The organism is Psychromonas sp. (assembly GCF_983033635.1).
In genome coordinates this window covers 23,379-41,941 of sequence record NZ_CEZLMY010000017.1, presented here as the reverse complement: position 1 = coordinate 41,941, position 18,563 = coordinate 23,379, and the positions used below count along the sequence as shown (strand labels likewise).

Genomic DNA, 18,563 nt, shown 5'->3' with positions numbered 1-18,563 from the left:
GCAGTGGTAAGCTTATTAGAGCCGATACAAGCACGCTTTAAAGAGTTGCGCGATGATGAAATGGCATTGCAAGCAATTGCACGTGTAGGTGCTGAAAAGGCAAGTGAGCGAGCTGCTGTTACCTTGGCTGATGTTTACGAAAAAATTGGCTTTTTACCAAAATAGTTGGTAATTAGAAACAAAAAACCTCTCAAATGAGAGGTTTTTTCTGTTTATTATTTTAATCTAAATTAAACAAGCTTAACCCAGCCCTTTTCCTGCATCTTTTTTATTAATCAGTTCAATCATATAACCGTCAGGATCTTTAACAAAAGCGATCACCGTTGTACCGCCTTTTACAGGCCCAGCTTCACGCGTAATTTGTCCGCCCATCTCTTTGATTTTATCGCAGGTTGCATAAATATCATCAGTTTCAATAGCAATATGACCATAGCCAGTCCCCAAATCATATTCACTGCTATCCCAGTTATAAGTTAACTCAAGCACAGTTGAATTTGACTCATCACCATAACCTAAAAATGCTAAGGTATATTTATATTCGGTATTTTCAGACTGACGAATTAACTTCATATTTAAAATGTCAGTGTAAAAATCGATCGATTTTTGTAAATTACCAACACGTAACATGGTATGTAATAAGCGCATATTAACCCCTTGATTTTATTTTAGAAAAATAGAGTTTATCTTACCTTCTTTTATTTCACACGTCCTGCACGAAGTGTTGTTGATAAAAATCAGATACAAAAAAACCACCAGAAGGTGGTTTAAAAATACAAATTAGAACCTTAAACTAATAAAGTCCTTTTGTTAAGAATTCAACGGTAGCGGCCATCTCATCATCGCTACAATCAGCACAGGTGCCTCTTGCCGGCATCGCATTAAAACCTTCTGTTGCATGTTTTAATAATGTTTCAGGGCCTTGCGCAACGCGCGGTTGCCATGCATCTGCATCACCTTTTACTGGTGCACCAGCAGCACCTGTCGCATGACAAGCAACACAGTAAGTATTGTAAATTTTTTCACCAGATCGTGGGCCTGCAGGTTCACTTAAATCTGTGCCTTGGTTTGCTGTTGCAATTTCACCATTTAAATAAACATCACCTACAGGTGCGATACGTTCAGCAATTGCACCTTCAGAAAGGTCTTGCGCAAAACTTGTAACGCTAACCAAGCTCATTACTAAAGTGGTGAGTAGGGTGATACGTTTAATAAGGTACACGGTAGACTCCAAATCTTTATATATGTTGTAAAAATGTTAATTATAACGAGGTTGTTTGTAACTACCAATATCTTTATCGGAATTATTGTTTCCAGTTCACTATTTTTTTCTCTTTGCCCATCAATAAGCGGCGAATATTACTGATATGACGAAGAAGAATTAATGCCGAAAGCATTATTACCGGGGTCGTATATTCAGGTTTTATATATTCAACAAAAAAGGGGGCAGCGATTGCAGTGACGATAGCGGCTAAAGAGGCATAGCCACTGATTGCGATGGTCAGCAACCAGGTTAAAACAAGTAACCCAGTCATATCCATGCCTAAAGGCAATAGCGTACCAAGGCCTGTTGCAACGGCCTTGCCGCCTTTAAATTGAAAATAAGGGGGGAAAATATGACCGAGGCAAGTGGCAATACCGATAAAGCCTATTGTTACTGGTTGATAATCTAAAAAGTAAGCGAGATAAACAGGTAATGTGCCTTTTAAAAGATCAAATATAAGTACTGCACTGGCAGCTTGTGCATGATGCAGGCGTAGCATGTTGGTCGCACCAGGATTTTTAGAGCCTTGCAGGCGTGGATCCGGCCAGCCTTTGAGGCGGCACAGTAATATAGCGCCGTTAAGCCCGCCAAACAGGTAGGCGCAAACAATAAATAATAGGGTGGTCAGGATAATCATTTGTATTTATTTCTTCTCGATCAGGTAAAATACAGCGTTTTTACAGTCCATTGATATTAATTACTATTTGATAGTACGTGGATTTTTGTCTAAGTGATAGCGTTTTAAAGGTTTCAGAATGGATATTGTTTTTATTAAACAGTTAGAAGTTATTAGCACTATTGGCGTGTATGACTGGGAAAAATCACTGCAGCAAAAGCTCTATTTTGATTTAGAGATGGCATTTGATAACAAGCCCGCAGCTGCAAGTGATGATATTAATTTAGCACTTAATTATTTTAGCGTGTCTGAAAAGGTTAACCAGTTTGCGCAAAATCATCAGTTTGAACTGCTTGAAACCATGGCAGAACGAGTTGCATCATTAATCATGGAGCAGTTTTCTGTGCCATGGATCAAAGTGACTTTGCATAAACCGGGGGCGTTACCTAAAGCACAATCATTAGGAGTTCAAATCGAGCGTGGTACCCGTTAGTGGCTCAGGTATTTATAGGTATCGGCTCAAGCATCAACAGGCTGGAAAACGTTTGTTTAGGTTTAGCTTCTTTACGAGCCGAATTTGGTGAGTTAAAAATATCGCCACTTTATGAAAGTGAAGCGGTAGGCTTTTCGGGGGGCAATTTTTATAACTTGGTGGTTGGATTAAATACCGATATAAATGCCCAAGCCGTGATTAGTAAATTAAAAGCAATTGAAATCAAACATGGTCGACCAGAAAAAGCGATCAAGTTTGCGCCAAGAACGTTGGATTTAGATCTGCTGTTATATGATCAGCTGGTTGATGCAAATATCGATTTACCGCGCGCTGAAATCACAAAAAATGCATTTGTGTTAAAACCGTTAGTAGAATTGGCACCGTTATTAAAACATCCGATTTTAGGTGAAACATATCAAGCACTGTGGACTAATTATCCAAAAGCGAAACAAAAATTATGGAAGATTGAAGCAGATATTTAACCCTTCCTTTTTATTTTATACAGATAGAGAACAAAAATGTCTTTACTTGAGATTGTCGTATTGGCCTTGATTCAAGGTTTAACTGAATTTTTACCGATTTCTAGCTCTGCACATCTGATTTTGCCCTCACAGCTGTTAGGCTGGCAAGATCAAGGTTTAGCATTTGATTTGATACTTAATATCGGCACGCTCGCTGCGGTATTGATTTACTTCCGCGTTGAAGTGGTCAATATGTCACGGGCCTGGTTCGGCTCACTACGAGGCAAGGCAAAGACACAAGACAGCCGTCTCGCGTGGTGGATTATCTGGTCTACGATTCCTGCGGCTTTGGTGGGCTTTTTTGGTAAATCGCTAGTGGAAACGTATCTGCGCAGTGGTTATGTGATTGCGGTGACTACGGTTATTTTTGGTCTGTTGCTTTGGTGGGCAGATGCGCAGGCAAAGCAGGTAAAAACAGAATACCAAACCGGCATTAAAGGCGCTGTTCTTATTGGCCTTGCACAGGTACTTGCCTTGATTCCCGGGACATCACGCTCTGGTATCACTATTACCGCAGGCCTTATGCTCGGGTTAACACGCAATGCTGCTGCCCGTTTCTCTTTTTTAATGTCTATTCCAATTATTGCTATGGCTTCAGGCTATGATCTGCTCAAATTCATATTATCTGATGAATATGTGGATTGGGGGGCGTTGTTCTTAGGAGCGGGTCTCTCATTTGCCAGTGCTATCTTATGTATTCACGGATTTCTAATATTGCTCAATAAAGTGGGAATGATGCCGTTTGTTATTTACCGTTTATTGCTTGGTGCTGCACTGTTTTACATCTTAACACTAGCTTAGAGATGCTAATATCATAGCGAGGCGCTGATCGCCTCGCTTTATTTCAGTGCTGTTGTTTAATCTGCTCTTGGTATTTCTTAACCTCTAAAATACGGGCTTGTAGCAAAGCTTCTTTAATCTCCGCGCCTTTAAAACCTTGCTTGATTATATCCTGGACATCTACTTTTGAAGCTGCTTGAAAGGTTTGCCAAATGAAATCTGCACTAGGGTAGCCTTTATCTTCAAATCCCGTTCGCCCTTTCGAATCGGCAATACAGCATTGCAGCATCTGTAAAAATCGTTGCGGTTTACGCCATGCATCATTTTTATCCATCAGTTTAATAAGGGTAGAGGCTTTTAGCTCAAATGCATTGTGGATAACAGTATGATGTTCACTTACTAACAGTGCCAAGTCACGACATTCGTTTGGTATTCTGAGACGTAAACATAAAGCTTTAATGACTTCTAAGCCAAGAAAACCATGGCCTTTATGACTTGGCCAATTTTCTTTGGGAGTGAGAGCTTTGCCGAGATCATGAACTAAACAGGCGAAGCGAAAAGCAATCGAGTCGGATAATTTAACCGATTGCTCAACAACCATTAGAGTATGAATGCCGGTGTCAATTTCTGGATGCCATTGCTCTGGTCCTGGAATGCCAAATAAAACCTCAATTTCGGGAAATAAAATCGCCAGTGCGCCACAGTCACGTAACACTTGGAAGTAGATGTGTGGACTATCTGTTTGTAATGCTTTTGCTGTTTCCAGCCAGATACGCTCAGCTGTTAAGTGATTTAATTCACCACTATCTGTTAATTTTTGCATCAAGGTTAATGTTTCAGACGCAATCTTAAAGCCAAGTTTATAAAAGCGTGCCGCAAAACGCGCCACACGCAGAACACGCAGCGGATCTTCACTGAATGCAGGAGAGATATGGCGTAATTTTTTATTTTGTAAATCTTTTAATCCATTATAAGGATCAACTATTTCTCCTTGCTCAGATAAAGCGATCGCATTAACGGTTAAGTCTCGGCGCAGTAAATCATCTTCCAGCGTAACATCTTCTCCAGCGTAGCAGGCAAATCCTGTATAACCTGAGCCTTGTTTACGTTCAGTACGGGCAAGTGCGTATTCTTCGCCTGTTTGCGGGTGTAAAAAAACAGGGAAGTCTCTTCCAACTTGCTGGTAACCTAATTGTAAAAGTTTTTCCGGGGTACTGCCGATCACAACATAATCCCGATCTTTGACTTCAAGCTGCAATAGTTGATCTCGAACTGCGCCACCGACTAAAAATACTTGCATTGTTTTCCCTCTTTATCACTTATTTGGTTATTATAAGCAATTAATATCATCATCACTATTTGTTTGGGTCTTCTTATGTATCAAGATTTTTTTTCTTTAAAAGAACAACCTTTTTCAATTTCGCCTGATCCTGACTTTCTTTTTTTAAGTGAGCGTCATAAAGAAGCGCTGGCTCATTTGACCTATGGCCTGCAGGGCAATGGTGGTTTTGTCTTGTTAACGGGGGAAGTTGGCACGGGTAAAACAACGGTTTGTCGATCTTTATTGCAGGATATGCCGACTAATACCGATATCGCTTTTATCTTAAATCCAGCATTAACTGAAATTGAGTTACTCGCGACGATTTGTGATGAATTTAAGATTGAATATAAGAAAGATAATCTTAGCTTAAAATTGTTATTTGATGCTTTAACGACTTGGATGATGAGTAATATTTTATTGGGAAGAAGTGCGATTGTATTGATAGATGAAGCGCAACATTTAAGCTTTTCAGTGCTTGAGCAGTTGCGCTTATTAACTAATATTGAATCGGATAATAAAAAACCGCTACAGGTTATTTTGATTGGTCAGACTGAGTTGCAGCAAAAATTAAAACAAACAGAGCTGCGTCAACTTGCACAACGTATTACTGCCCGTTACCACCTGCTACCGCTTACTCAGGCAGAAAGTGAATATTATATCCAGCATCGCTTAAATGTTGCCGGGGCGAGTTTCCCTCTTTTTGAACGTAACGCACTTATACAGGTATTTAAAAATAGCCAGGGTATTCCGCGCTTAATTAACTTATTGTGTGATCGCAGTTTGTTATGTGCATATACACAAAACTCACTAAAAGTAAGTGCAAAAATGGTAAAAAAAGCAAGTGATGAGATTACATTATCTGTGCCTAATTTATCTCTTGGTCGTATGCTAAAAAACAGTTGGCGAGTGTTGCTTGTGGTTATTTTAACGCTATTTACCGCTCTGCAGGCACCACAAATATTTGCTCAATTTAGTGAACAAAAGGCGCAGATAACCGAGATAAAACCAAGCCCGGAAACTAACAAGCAGGAGAACAGTGAGCAAGCTGATTGGTTTGATGCTTATCCGCAATTAGATTTATCGAATGCAACCTTTGCAAATGCTTTAGTTAACTTATATGCCGTGTGGGGCTACCAAACTGAGATAAAAAGTGTGAATTGCGAGCAGGGAGTATCTGTCCTGTTATCTTGTTATTCAACAAACAGCAGTTTAAAAAAACTAAAACAACTGAATTATCCAAGTGTGGTCAAGCTTGAAAAAGATTCTCTGCAAAGTGCCTATGTGATTATTTACAAGATTAAAGATAATTATCAATTATTGATTGATGGACAACTCATTGAAGTGTCTGAAAATTGGTTTAACAAATATTGGACTGGAGACTTAACGCTACTTTGGCAGGCGCCGTTCGCTTTGCAAGGCACACTTCAGTTTGGTCAGCAAAATGAACAGATAGCATGGCTGGTAACGCAGTTGAATGAGGTACAAGGCTTGTCTGCACAGAATAAGGACCGTTTTGATTTGTCATTGCTACAGCAAGTCAGTGCCTTTCAGCGAGCGCAGGGATTAAAAGATGATGGAATCGTTGGTTTTCGAACCTTGATGCCATTAATGCAATTATCCAATCCAGAGTTACCACGATTAATGCAGGAGGAAAATTAATGTCGACGATTCTGCGTGCGTTACAAAAACAAAAATTAGATCTGTCGAGCACTTCGCCCGCCTTTATTGAAAAAGAACCTGCAAGTTTAAAATGGAAAGTGGCGTTGTTTGCTTCGTTATTGGTCATAATTTGTTTGCTGGTGGTAGTTATTTATCTTGTATTTAAGCCAGTAAATGCAGCTGAAAGTGCCGCTTTAGCAACTGTTCCCGTTGCCGCTAAGCAACAAGAAGCTAAAGTTGCGCTGCTTATTACACAAAAATCAGAGGAGAATTTGATCAAAAAAATCACCTTCGATCTGAAACCTCTACCGAAGTTGCAACCGCCTTCTAAAGTAGATAAACAATTACTTGTGGGTACTTCAGTACAAGGCAAACAAAGTGAAAATGATCTGCAAGCTGATAGTGCAACTGGCCAACAGGATCTTTTATCTGCCACGGAAAATAGGCCACAACAAAGCCAGAAAGAGGGGATAGACTATAGCGATACCTCAACTGATTTACAGCAACGTTTTCAGCGTGCTCTATCAATGAGTAAAGATGAAGATAAGGAAGTTATTGAGCAAAAAAATGGTGATGGTAGTGATATTCATCAGATGACCAGTGAGTTTCAGGATCAAGTGCCTTTGATGAGTTATGATTTCCATATGTACTCTTCCGTTGCAAAAGATCGCTGGATCAGGATTAATAGTGAAGATTTAAGAGAGGGGCAGTTTGATAGCTCAGGAGAAATTCAAGTTGTTGAGATTCAGCCTAACCGAACTGTCTTTCGTTTAGGCCGGCAAAGCTTTAGTGTGGAATCATTAACTGATTGGAAGGGTTATTAGATCTGTAATGTGATTGTTATAAAAAACGCACCAATTGGTGCGTTTTTTATTTATTCGCGAAGCTTTTAATCTACCAATTATTCTGACGTTTTTTACGACGAGGTAAGAAAGGAATAATCAAACCAAGCAGTACACCACCGAATAATACATAGCCACCATTCAGCAACCACTCCATTTTTATGCGGTCTCCTTCTGTATCTTGCTGTAACTCTAAATCTAGATTTCTTGCTTTAAGCTCAGCAATAGTTTGCTGCAAAGATTTTTTATCGCCCTGTAAACTTGCTATTAAGTTTTCTTTTTCTGCAATTGACTGTACTTTTCCCTGCAGTGTTTGCTTATTTTCTTCGGCTATATTTGCCAGTTTTGTTTGTGCCTCTTGTAATTCCAGCTGCACTTTTGGTAACAAAATCTTGGCAGGCAATGTCTCTTGTAATTGCTTGTTTTGCGCCCACCCTGTTTTTCCTGCTGCTGTTTTAATTTGCATAAATTTCGTGGTTTTATCGTATTTCAGAGTTGTCACAGGCGCGCCAACTTTGACTGTGCCGATAATACGATAGTCTAAACTTGGACCTGAATGCAGGTAGATGAATATGTCGTCACTAACATAGCGAGTTGCTGCAGATACATTCAAACAAAATGATAGCGAAAGCATAGCAATAATATATTTAAGTGTTTTCAAGGAAAGCATCCTGTTAACTAAAGTGGGCTAAATAACTATTCTAAAAGTAATTCACAGTGAGGAAAAGCCCTAGATGCAAAAAAGAGAGCCGAAGCTCTCTTTTATTTTATCTACCTACATTTTTGTTTAGCTAAAAACCGCTTTTAACATGTAGAAGAATATAATAGACAGGCCTGCGCCAATCGGTAATGTTACAACCCATGAGATAACAATATTACGTACAACGTTAAGATTAAGTGCCGCGATTCCTCGCGCCATACCTACGCCCAATACGCCGCCAACAAGTGTTTGCGTTGTTGAAATAGGTAAACCGGTACCTGATGCAATAACAACGGTTGAAGCCGCTGCAAGCTCTGCAGCAAAACCACGGCTGGGTGTTAGATGGGTAATACCTTGACCTATTGTCGCCATTACGCGTTTACCGAAAATCGCCAGACCAAGTACGATACCAACTCCACCCAAGGGTAAAATCCACCATGCAAGTACTGCTTTTTTAGCGATTTCGCCATTATTTCCAACAATACTAACAACGGCAGCAAGTGGTCCAATGGCATTTGCCACATCATTTGAACCATGTGCAAATGCCATTGCACATGCCGTTACAATCATTAACACTGCAAATATTTTTTCTACATTGGCAAAGTGCATATTCTTGTCAGCTTTGGGATCTATTTTGATGCGACTGATAAATACTTTGCCCACAAGGGCTATAGCAACGCCGATAACTATCGCTAACAGGAAAGCTTCATTTGATGAAAAATGCAAGCCGACATGTTTTAAGCCTTTTTTGATGGTCACTAGGGCGAGTATAAAGCCAGCTAAGAACATATACAGAGGTACATAGCGTTTAGCATTCTCAATGGGATGTTTAGTATTAAATATTAACTTTTGCGAGCTCATAAAAATAAAGTAGGCGATAATACCTGATATCAGTGGCGTTACAATCCAGCTACCGACAATTCCGACTACCTTGCTCCAAGTAACACTGTCCACACCTACCCCGACAGCAGAGAAGCCGACAATAGCACCAACAATCGAGTGGGTCGTTGATACTGGCCAACCAAAATATGAAGCGATAATTAACCACATGCCAGCGGCTAATAGAGCTGCTGTCATACCAAATACTAACAGTTCAGGTTGATCAATATAGAAGCTAGCATCAATAATCCCTTTACGGATAGTTGAAGTTACTTCACCACCCGCTAAGTAGGCACCTGCAAACTCAAAGATCATTGCAATAATAATTGCTTGTTTAATCGTAAGCGCTTTCGAGCCAACCGACGTTCCCATTGCATTGGCTACATCGTTTGCGCCGATACCCCAAGCCATCAAAAAGCCCACTGCAGCGGCAAAAACAACCAGCATACTGCCATATGTAGATATAATATCCATAATAAGTCCTATTGTGCGTTATTAACGAACAAGTATAAGTTCAAGCTGAGTGCCGATTAATTCTGAATGATCGGCAAGCTGGCCCACCCATTCCAAAATTTGGTATAGAAACATAATATCAACCGGGTTGTGATGTTGCTCTATTGCCAAAAGCTGGCGGCGAAGTTTAATTTGTAATGAGTCAGTATCATCTTCAATTGCAGCAAGTTCACTGATCATTTTAGTGACGATATCGACTTCTCGACCTTTAAAACCCGTCTCTAATAATTCATCAAGCTCATTAATTGCCTTTCTCGCTTGTTGAACAGCATCTATGCAACGCTGCAGATAAGTGATGAAATCTTCAGCTATTTCACCAGGTATCTGTAGCTGCCGACCCAATACGCGACCAGCAATATCTTTAGCTGTATTGGCTATCTTATCCTGACGGTTAACTAACTCGATAAAATCACCACGTGAGATAGGCATAAACAGCCCTTTAGGCAGTGTTAAACGCAGTTCCCGTTTCAGTCCATCGGCTTGTTTCTCAAATTTCGAGATCTCTTTTCTAACCTCCTCGGCTTTGATCCAATCTTGCTCATGACTAGCCTTAAAGAAAGGGATTAATAACTCACTGCAGGCTGCTACTTTGTCAATATGCATCTGAATGGGTTTAATCGGAGATTTTGCAAATACTCCAAAGATTGAGTTAACTGGCATAATTTATCCTAGTATTTTGGTTTGATAACCGTATTACTGCTCAAGTTGAACAACAAATATGCGGCGCATGTTATCTTTCTTTTACACACAATTGAACCTGAATTTAGTATAATTCACAAATTATTACGATCTCAGGGTCGTTGCATCCACGATTATAGGTCTATTTGGTAAAAATTATGGAAACAGAAATAGAGATAAAGTTTCTTTTTAGCGCAGAATTTGAACTTGAACTGTTTGAAAAAATCAAAGCGAAGTGCGTTATTTCCAGTAAAAAACAACTATTACATAATGTTTATTTTGATACCGCTAATCGCATGTTACGTAAAATGGATATGGGGTTACGTGTTCGTAGCTGTGAAAACAGATCCGTGCAGACGATTAAGACTGCAGGACGCGTTATCGGCGGTTTACATCAGCGACCGGAATATAACGAACCAATAGAGGGGTTACGCCCTGAACTTGCACGTTTTAACAGCAAAATATGGCCTGATGATTGTGATATCAAATCACTTGAAAGTGAATTAATCCCCATCTTTAGTACTGACTTCGAGCGCCAAACCTGGCTTGTAGAAATGCCCGATGATACGTTAATTGAAGTCGCTTATGACAGAGGTTATATTGAAAGCAATCAAGGTAACGTTGATATTTGCGAAATTGAACTTGAGTTAGTTAAAGGGGATGAAAAGCAGCTGTTTGTTTTGGGGAATGATATCGCTTTATTACCTAAGGTGCGCTTAGGAAATGTCAGTAAAGCGCAACGTGGCTATATGGTGTCAGATAAGACCTTTTTTAAAGTAAAGCCGCTTGGGCACTCCTCTCTAATATCCTCTATGTCAGTTGAGCAAGCCCTGCTTACCAATATGCAGCATGGTTTACGTCATATTCAGTACCATGAAAACTGTTATCTTGAGTCATTTCAGGATGATGCTTTAAATGAATTGTTAACAGGTATTAAATTTCTGCATCAAAACTTAAAATTATTTAAGCAAGCATCTCCAAGTTTACTAAAAGCACAATGGATTGAAGATTTACATTGGTTGGCGCGCAGTTTTTCCTGGCTTGATGAACGTATTACTTATCAAAGTTTGTTAGAAAACAGAGGGCATTACCTTAGAAAATTACCTAAATTTAAATCATTGCTTAAAAAATTAGAGGCACAGGAGCAAAACCTGCCAAATCAGCAAGCGGTACTCGAGCTACTTACATCTACACGCTATTGCCAATTTATTTTAAAATGTACACAATGGTTGATTTCGTTTGAAAAAAGTACTTTTTCTAGTGAAAAGACAAATTCTATTAATGATTTTGCTTGTGAATATTTAACATCAAGCTGGAGGGAGTTAAGAGTTGCTCTCGATTCTAAAAAAGATAATCAGTTATTATCTTATCAAGGCTTGTTAGAGGGCAACTTATTAGTTGGTTTAAGTGTTGGCAGTTTGTTTTCACTGGAGAAAAGTATCGCTTTTCATTCACCTTGGTTAGATATTAAGCAGGGGTTAAAAGAGTTGGCAATGATCAATGTTATTGCTGATTTTGCAGATCAGGAAGCAGAGAAAGAACATCAGTGTGAATATTTAAAATGGATCAAACGTAAAGAAGATTCTTTGTTGCATGCCCTTGAGCAATCTAAGCAACAGGCGCTGTTAAAAGAGAACTATTGGCACAATGAAATTGATCAATAAACGCTGAACTCTTCTGTTATGTAACAAAAAGTAAGCAATTTGATTTTAGATCACAGTTCTATGTTAATTCAGTTTTTCCAGAGCATTTTTAAGATATAACTTCTAGACTTTTCTTATCTCTAGTCGAGTTTATTTCATAAGCGCTTAGTTGGTATTTATCATCTGAGCATGCAGATTCATCATTCATTTAGGTAGAAAAAATGGCGTTATTAAAATTAAATGCAATTGAAAAAAAGTTTGTTAATGTTTCCCTGACCCAAAAATGGTTATTTATGCTACTGGTAGCTGTTTTTCTGTTTATTGCAAAAACGCTAACTATGGGATTGATTTTAACTGATCAATCACTCGGCAATGCTGAAGATACACTTGCACTTGTCAGCAGTTATAATTTTTGGGCCGATTTGATTTTTTCTGTGGTTTTCCTTGCTGTTTTATACTGGGTTATATTGATGCTGAAAAAGCAGATCCTAGTAATGAATCAAGATTTATCACAGGCCATGGATGAAGGTACGCAGGAAGGTTATATTAAATTAACCTCAAAAGATGAACTCGGTGATATTGCACGTATGGTTTGTAACGAAACCGGTAAGTTTCAACAAGTTTTTACCGCGCAAGGAAAAAGTGCGTTAGAGTTGACTGAAATTACAGAGCACCTGTCAATCTGTATGGAAATTATTAATGATTCGATGGAAGAGGAGTTTGCCCAGATTGAGCAGCTTGCAACCGCGATGAATGAGATGACGGCTACGGTCAGAGAAGTTGCCGGCAATGCGAGCAGTGCATCGTCTTCAACAACTGAAGCGTCTGAAGTTGCGCAAGAGGGCAGTCAATTTGTTGATGCAACTATTTCTACCATTAATTCATTATCAAGTAATATTGGCGCATCAGCAGATGCGGTAAATAACGTTGAATTAAAAGTCGAAGGTATTGGTAGTGTTGTTGATACCATTCGCAGTATCTCTGAACAAACTAACCTACTAGCTTTAAACGCTGCGATTGAGGCTGCTCGAGCTGGTGAAGCGGGACGTGGTTTTGCCGTTGTTGCTGATGAAGTGCGTAATTTGGCCAAACGCACACAAGATGCAACGATTGAAATTCAAGCTATGATTGAACAGCTGCAAACGAGTGCGCAAGATGCGGTTGGTTTGATGGGGAAAAGCGTTCGAGAAGCAGATGTTGGTGTGGATCAGGTAACGCAAGCGGGAACTAAATTATCGGGAATTGTTGAAAAAGTTCACCATATTTCTGATATGAATTATCAAATCGCATCGGCTGCGGAAGAGCAAACGACAGTGGCTGGAGATATCAATAAAAATCTAGATCAGGTAAAAGAGGTTGTTGAGGGATCGGTTACTGTATTAAAAGAGGTAACAGATATGGCGGAAACAATAGCTAAACATGTACAAGATTTAAATAAGGTAGCCAAGGGTTAAGCTCCTCTCTTTTTCTCACAGAAAAAAGCACTTCAATCGAAGTGCTTTTCTGTTTGAACTGCGTATTATTTATGAAACTCACTGTTTAATGCAAATTGCGTTAACTCTTCAATTACCGACTTTTTTATCTCTAATTGCTGATCTGCTGGAATTTGGTAACGTTCACCTAGTTGCTGGTAATCATCATCGCTTAAGCTGACCGTTAAACGCGGGCGCTTGGGTTTTTTATGGGTGGGCAAATCTAATAAGTGGCGAATTTGCTCGGATGGGCTGATACCTTTATCTAATGCGCTGCGCCTGATGCTATATTGCAGCTTCGTATCCATATCAAATGCAATTTGTACAGCTTTAACGACCTTTGCTGATTGTTGCCATTTCTTTGGTAGTTCTCTTTGAGTCATTAGATTATTCTCCTTTTATCCATAATTCAGCAATTTCATTGGCTGGCCTTAAAAAAGAGAGATATACCTCTGTATCACCATTCTCAAAAATAAAGATATCAATAAACCGCTCTCCTTGCCCCCCCTCTAACGAGTAAAACTCAAACTCACGGCCATGTTTTTCTTCATTGTATTGTGGCGGTACTTTTCCGCGATAGTCTTCCTGATGCATATAGCCGGTGGTCATAAAGTCTTGCTGAATATATTCTTTTGCAACCATATCCGCATAGCTATGCTTGCTGGTAAGCGGTTTTAAACGTGCATTACCAGGCTCTTCGAAAATTTCAGAAAAATCATCTAAATCAAACAGGGCTTCAACATCATTTCGGGTAAGCAGTAAGCTAAATTTAACTAATTTTTGCGGATTAGTTGGGAAGCTTAAATAAACCAACTGTGGATCACTACCCTGGCCGATAACTTGTGCGTAATGCTCATGCTTAAACTCAAGAGTGTTGATATCAATAACCTGCAGTTGCTGTTTGCGCATTGTATCAGGTAGTGCAAAGCTATCGCCAAAGGTGAAAATGTCATTGAGTTGCAGTTCGTTTGGTGTTGTTAAGGTACGTGTTGTGAGAGGTTGTTTTTTGGCAAACAGAGATTTAAAGAAACTCATGATTTTCCCCTTTTAAAAACAGATAACCCGGGACACTTTTATGCTCCGGGTTATCTCTCTTAATGTAAATATTTGTTACTTAGTTTTTAAGCGGTCTAAAATAGACTGCGCACTGGATTGCTGTGCGCCGATCCCAGCTTGCTGTAATTTACTCTGCAGAGAGCTATCACTGTTTTCAGCATCAAGTTGCTCCGCTGCTTTTAGTTTATCATCAAACATCGCTTGCTTTTGCTTGATGCGCTCCAAAGAGTCTTTTGCATTTAGCAGCTTAGAGTTACTTGCAGTGAAATTATCTGTGATTGCTGATGTTGCTTTCTGCACACTTTCAGTTGTCTTTACCATGCTTAATTGACGTTTATAATCGGTTAATTGGCGCTCACTCTTTTTAATTAACTCTTTTAAACGGTCTGCATTTTTAAGATAGCTTTCATTCGCCTGTTGCTGATCTGCTGCACTCGTTTCTAGTTGGGCAATCTTTTCCGCAACCTCAATGGCTAATGCTTCATTACCTTGATTAAGGGCCTGCATTGCGTAACCTTCATGCTCTTTAATGCTTGCCTGCAGTTGAGTTAACTCACGTGCCGCCTGCATCTGTTTTGCCATCACTTCAGTTAAATCACGTTTAGCAATAGTAATATGTTTTTCTGAATCGCGGATCTCTTGTTCAAAAATACGCGTTGAGTTAGCATCAACAATTGCTTCTCCCGCTTCGCGCGCACCGCCACGAACAGCAGTAATAATCTTTTTAAATATACTCATAATAAACTCCGAATTAATTTAAGTAACTGTCCATCTCACTAATAACCTCAAGACTGTTGTCACTTAGTGTTACAATTTCCAACTCAATATCATCAAGGCTTGAGTTCACCGACAACGCACCAAAGACCACATATTTATCTTCTACCTTGGCAAATGCAGAAAGTGGCATTGGAATGTTCATCTCTAACATCGCTTCCATCATATTGGCTTTTAGTTCGCTTTTAACCTCGTCTTCACCCCACAGATAAGCGATACAAAGAATTTGGTTATCACTAATAGAGATGAAAATAGGAATCTCTTCACGCCCTACAATTTCAACTTGTAATACATCAATGTCGCCATTAATGGGCGTACAGTCAAAATTAAAACCAGTTTCAGTATTGTCATCTAACTGATTTAAATGGGTGGCAATTTTGTGAATATTCATAATACTCCTTCATGGCAACAGACATTTAATGTCTTGATGCAAGTTAATTTAGTTCGCTTGTCATTATATGTCAAGAGTTTTGAGTTTATTTCTTGTTTTAATATCTGTATTAGTAATATTGCGGACCTGGCTCTTTTTTTCAATCACTAAATTGATTTATTACTGATCATCTTTCACACTACTGATAAGTTAGTACTGTTTTCCGTCTTTTTCTTTCCTGTATCAATAGGTAACTCTATATGTCTTTATTAAATGATAATGCGTTGCGCCATTTTGAAAGCCTTAAGCTGCAAATCGATTTATCTTTTCTTAGTGCGGCACAACAAGCTGATCTAAAAGCCGTATTAGGATTAAGTGATTTTATTAGTGATGCATTATCAAAACAGCCTGAATTAGTAACGGAGATATTTGCAAGTGGACTGCTTAGATCAAAGCAACGAACAGTGCAAATTAAAGATGAGTTGCAAAGCGTACTAGCCGCAACTGAAGATGAAGTGGTATTACATAAAGTATTACGCTTGTTTCGCCGTAAACATATGCTGATTATCGCCTGGCGAGAGTTACTTGGCAAAGCCAGTTTAGAAGAAAGTTTTATGCATATCTCCTATTTGGCAGAACAGCTTATTTTGCAAAGCATGAACTGGTTATATAACAAACAGTGCAGTGAACAGGGCACACCAAAAAGCCCTGATGGAAAAAGACAACCCTTGTATATTTTTGCTATGGGGAAACTTGGCGGCCGAGAATTAAACTTCTCTTCTGATATTGATCTTATTTTCACTTACCCAGAACGCGGGAAGACTGAAGGCGGACGGCGTAGTATCGATAATCAGCCCTTTTTTATCAAATTAGGGCAACGTATTATTGCTGCTTTACATCAAATAACAGTGGATGGCTTTGTTTACCGTGTTGATATGCGTCTGCGGCCTTTTGGTGATTCAGGACCGTTAGTAAGCAGTTTTGCATCGATTGAAGATTATTATCAAAGCCATGGTCGCGAATGGGAACGTTATGCGATGGTTAAAGCACGTGTGCTTGGTGAAGAGGGCGAGTATAAAGCGGAACTTGAAACTATGCTTAAACCATTTGTTTATCGCCGTTATGTTGATTTCAGTGCGATTGAGTCATTACGTAAAATGAAAGTTATGATCAGTGCTGAAGTGCGCCGTAAAGGGCTTAAGGATAATATAAAATTAGGGATGGGCGGAATTCGAGAGATTGAGTTTGTGGCACAAGCTTTTCAACTGATTCGTGGCGGGCGAGTGCTCGAACTGCAATGCAAAGGGTTACAACAAACCTTAAAGGTGATTGGTGAAATAGGCGAGTTGCCTATTGAGAGAGTGCAGTGCTTACTCGAGTCATATCAATTCTTGCGTCGAGTGGAAAATATTTTACAGCAAATCGGTGATAAACAGACACAAACTTTGCCTGACAATGAACTTGATAAATTACGTTTAATTAATGTAATGGGTTTTGCTAATTGGCGAGATTTTTATCAACAGTTACAGCAAGTCATGAAAAATGTGCATAATGAATTTAACTGGGTGGTGGGCGATAAAGAGCAGGAAAATGAGGGGGTAGATCAGGATATATGTGAACTGTGGGCATTGAATTTAACGCAGCAAGAAACGGTTAACTTATTGCAAGAAAAGGGGATGAATGAGTCACTTGCTAATGATTTTGCTGTGGAGCTATTAAGTTTTAAAGATGATCTTCGCAAGAAACCGATCGGTCCCCGCGGTCAGGAAACGATTGAAAAATTACTGCCTAAAATTGTAGAGAAGGTATCTGTCTATGCAGATCCTGTCGCATTAATTAATAGAATTCGTATTCTGTTATTAAAAATCATGCGCCGTACAGCTTATCTGGAGTTATTAAATGAAAATGAAGGGGCATTAAATCAGTTATTAAAGCTGTGCAGTGCCAGTCAGCGGTTAACTGCTCAGCTTGCCCGTCACCCTATTTTATTAGATGAATTGTTAGATCCGCAACATCTCTATAACCCGACTGAATTGAGTAATTATAATCGCGATTTACAGCAATTTATGCTGCGTATCCCGGAGGAGGATATGGAGCAGCAGATGGAAGCACTGCGTCAGTTTAAGCAGATGCAGTTTTTACATATTGCTGCTGCTGATATTGTAGGGGCTATCGAGTTACCGCAAGTGAGTGATCATCTTACATTTTTAAGCGAAGCTTTGATGGATTATGTGGTGCAGATTGCATGGGGACAGATGGTTGAGAAGTTTGGTTTGCCAAGTAATGTCGCAGGTACTGATCGTAAAGGTTTTGCGGTGATAGGTTACGGCAAAATGGGTGGTTTTGAGTTGGGTTATAGCTCCGATCTTGATCTGGTCTTTTTACATGATAGTGATATAAAAGGGCATACAGCAGGACCTCGCGTGATTGATAACCAGCTATTTTATTTCCGACTTGCGCAACGTATTATTCACCTGTTTAGTGCGCGTACTAACTCAGGTATTTTGTATGAGATTGATATGCGCTTGCGCCCATCGGGTGATTCTGGGTTATTGGTTGCAGGTGTTGAAGGATATAAAAAATACTTAGAAAATGATGCCTGGACTTGGGAGCATCAGGCACTGGTACGTTCTCGTGCTGTATTTTCCGATTTAGAAATTTTGAATGCGTTTAATCAAGTACGTGAGACCGTGCTGGTATTACCACGACAAAGTCAACAGTTAGCAACGGATGTGAGTGAGATGCGCAGTAAAATGCGTAAACATCTTAATCGAGCTAAAAAAGGACAGTTTGATCTGAAACAGTCACCTGGTGGTATGGTCGATATTGAATTTATTGCGCAGTATCTGGTATTAATTAATGCCCATCAATCGCCAAAAGAACTCTGTAAATGGTCTGATAATTTACGCATTTTTGAAACTTGCAAAGATCTCTGTTTATTAACTGCTGCTGAAGAGAAAGCGCTGAGTGATGCCTATTGTCATC

19 protein-coding genes are annotated in these 18,563 nt (G+C 39.4%); 8 read left to right on the top strand and 11 right to left on the bottom strand.

The genetic code is table 11. The features are described 5' to 3' along the window. Nucleotides 1–240: 240 nt before the first annotated feature. The 3 genes from gloA to plsY all read right to left on the bottom strand — a co-directional run bounded on the left by gloA (nucleotide 241) and on the right by plsY (nucleotide 1,898). Entirely contained in the window at nucleotides 241–645 is a 405-nt protein-coding gene (gene gloA, locus AC4GME_RS04125) for a lactoylglutathione lyase (protein ID WP_490376831.1), read from the bottom strand. A 145-nt stretch (nucleotides 646–790) separates the two neighbouring features. Next, nucleotides 791–1,219, bottom strand: coding sequence for a c-type cytochrome (locus AC4GME_RS04120; RefSeq protein ID WP_490376830.1), 429 nt, complete (start codon nucleotides 1,217–1,219; stop codon nucleotides 791–793). Between the two features lie 82 nt (nucleotides 1,220–1,301). Then, nucleotides 1,302–1,898 (bottom strand): glycerol-3-phosphate 1-O-acyltransferase PlsY, encoded by a 597-nt coding sequence (plsY, locus tag AC4GME_RS04115; protein WP_490376829.1) that lies wholly within the window; start codon nucleotides 1,896–1,898, stop codon nucleotides 1,302–1,304. Nucleotides 1,899–2,016: 118 nt separating this feature from the next. Here plsY and folB point away from each other — a divergent pair, with 118 nt between their 5' ends. Genes folB through AC4GME_RS04100 form a run of 3 tightly spaced genes read left to right on the top strand, consistent with a single transcriptional unit; the run spans nucleotide 2,017 to nucleotide 3,692 of the window. Next, nucleotides 2,017–2,370 carry a dihydroneopterin aldolase gene (gene folB / locus AC4GME_RS04110; RefSeq protein ID WP_490376828.1) on the top strand — a complete coding sequence of 118 codons (354 nt, stop codon included), beginning with the start codon at nucleotides 2,017–2,019 and terminating at the stop codon, nucleotides 2,368–2,370. Further along, nucleotides 2,370–2,852, top strand: coding sequence for a 2-amino-4-hydroxy-6-hydroxymethyldihydropteridine diphosphokinase (gene folK / locus AC4GME_RS04105; protein WP_490376827.1), 483 nt, complete (start codon nucleotides 2,370–2,372; stop codon nucleotides 2,850–2,852). The genes folB and folK overlap by 1 nt, the downstream gene beginning before the upstream one ends. 36 nt (nucleotides 2,853–2,888) lie before the next feature. Then, a complete protein-coding gene (locus AC4GME_RS04100) occupies nucleotides 2,889–3,692 on the top strand; it encodes an undecaprenyl-diphosphate phosphatase (RefSeq protein WP_490376826.1) in 804 nt (267 codons plus the stop codon). 43 nt (nucleotides 3,693–3,735) lie between these two features. Here the strand turns inward: AC4GME_RS04100 and AC4GME_RS04095 are convergent, their stop codons facing one another. Beyond that, nucleotides 3,736–4,971, bottom strand: a complete 1,236-nt coding sequence (locus AC4GME_RS04095) for a multifunctional CCA addition/repair protein (protein ID WP_490376825.1) — start codon at nucleotides 4,969–4,971, stop codon at nucleotides 3,736–3,738. A 75-nt stretch (nucleotides 4,972–5,046) separates the two neighbouring features. On the opposite strand from AC4GME_RS04095, the gene AC4GME_RS04090 reads away from it, so the two are divergent. Both AC4GME_RS04090 and AC4GME_RS04085 read left to right on the top strand, forming a co-directional pair. Then, on the top strand, nucleotides 5,047–6,651 hold the full coding sequence (locus tag AC4GME_RS04090; protein WP_490376824.1) for an AAA family ATPase: 1,605 nt from the start codon (nucleotides 5,047–5,049) through the stop codon (nucleotides 6,649–6,651). Beyond that, nucleotides 6,651–7,475, top strand: a complete 825-nt coding sequence (locus AC4GME_RS04085) for a general secretion pathway protein GspB (RefSeq protein WP_490376823.1) — start codon at nucleotides 6,651–6,653, stop codon at nucleotides 7,473–7,475. The genes AC4GME_RS04090 and AC4GME_RS04085 overlap by 1 nt, the downstream gene beginning before the upstream one ends. A gap of 70 nt (nucleotides 7,476–7,545) precedes the next feature. On the opposite strand, the gene AC4GME_RS04080 is transcribed toward AC4GME_RS04085, so the two are convergent. The 3 genes from AC4GME_RS04080 to AC4GME_RS04070 all read right to left on the bottom strand — a co-directional run bounded on the left by AC4GME_RS04080 (nucleotide 7,546) and on the right by AC4GME_RS04070 (nucleotide 10,245). Beyond that, complete coding sequence (locus tag AC4GME_RS04080) at nucleotides 7,546–8,154, bottom strand: TIGR04211 family SH3 domain-containing protein (protein WP_490376822.1); 609 nt, start codon at nucleotides 8,152–8,154, stop codon at nucleotides 7,546–7,548. A gap of 126 nt (nucleotides 8,155–8,280) precedes the next feature. After that, nucleotides 8,281–9,546, bottom strand: a complete 1,266-nt coding sequence (locus tag AC4GME_RS04075; protein WP_490376821.1) for an inorganic phosphate transporter — start codon at nucleotides 9,544–9,546, stop codon at nucleotides 8,281–8,283. A 21-nt stretch (nucleotides 9,547–9,567) separates the two neighbouring features. Further along, a complete protein-coding gene (locus AC4GME_RS04070; RefSeq protein WP_490376820.1) occupies nucleotides 9,568–10,245 on the bottom strand; it encodes a TIGR00153 family protein in 678 nt (225 codons plus the stop codon). Nucleotides 10,246–10,421: 176 nt separating this feature from the next. Here AC4GME_RS04070 and AC4GME_RS04065 point away from each other — a divergent pair, with 176 nt between their 5' ends. Both AC4GME_RS04065 and AC4GME_RS04060 read left to right on the top strand, forming a co-directional pair. Further along, nucleotides 10,422–11,927, top strand: coding sequence for a CYTH and CHAD domain-containing protein (locus AC4GME_RS04065; RefSeq protein ID WP_490376819.1), 1,506 nt, complete (start codon nucleotides 10,422–10,424; stop codon nucleotides 11,925–11,927). Nucleotides 11,928–12,127: 200 nt separating this feature from the next. Continuing rightward, nucleotides 12,128–13,360, top strand: coding sequence for a methyl-accepting chemotaxis protein (locus AC4GME_RS04060; protein ID WP_490376818.1), 1,233 nt, complete (start codon nucleotides 12,128–12,130; stop codon nucleotides 13,358–13,360). A gap of 65 nt (nucleotides 13,361–13,425) precedes the next feature. On the opposite strand, the gene AC4GME_RS04055 is transcribed toward AC4GME_RS04060, so the two are convergent. The 4 genes from AC4GME_RS04055 to AC4GME_RS04040 all read right to left on the bottom strand — a co-directional run bounded on the left by AC4GME_RS04055 (nucleotide 13,426) and on the right by AC4GME_RS04040 (nucleotide 15,599). Beyond that, nucleotides 13,426–13,761: a hypothetical protein gene (locus AC4GME_RS04055; RefSeq protein ID WP_490376817.1), complete on the bottom strand. Its 336-nt coding sequence runs from the start codon at nucleotides 13,759–13,761 to the stop codon at nucleotides 13,426–13,428. Nucleotides 13,762–13,765: 4 nt separating this feature from the next. Continuing rightward, nucleotides 13,766–14,413: a hypothetical protein gene (locus tag AC4GME_RS04050; RefSeq protein WP_490376816.1), complete on the bottom strand. Its 648-nt coding sequence runs from the start codon at nucleotides 14,411–14,413 to the stop codon at nucleotides 13,766–13,768. A gap of 75 nt (nucleotides 14,414–14,488) precedes the next feature. Next, nucleotides 14,489–15,172 (bottom strand): PspA/IM30 family protein, encoded by a 684-nt coding sequence (locus AC4GME_RS04045; protein ID WP_490376815.1) that lies wholly within the window; start codon nucleotides 15,170–15,172, stop codon nucleotides 14,489–14,491. Nucleotides 15,173–15,185: 13 nt separating this feature from the next. Beyond that, nucleotides 15,186–15,599 (bottom strand): YjfI family protein, encoded by a 414-nt coding sequence (locus tag AC4GME_RS04040; RefSeq protein ID WP_490378782.1) that lies wholly within the window; start codon nucleotides 15,597–15,599, stop codon nucleotides 15,186–15,188. Nucleotides 15,600–15,838: 239 nt separating this feature from the next. Between AC4GME_RS04040 and glnE the strand changes: the two genes are divergently transcribed. Next, nucleotides 15,839–18,563: bifunctional [glutamate--ammonia ligase]-adenylyl-L-tyrosine phosphorylase/[glutamate--ammonia-ligase] adenylyltransferase (glnE, locus tag AC4GME_RS04035; RefSeq protein ID WP_490379046.1), on the top strand; the 2,725-nt coding region annotated here is incomplete at its 3' end.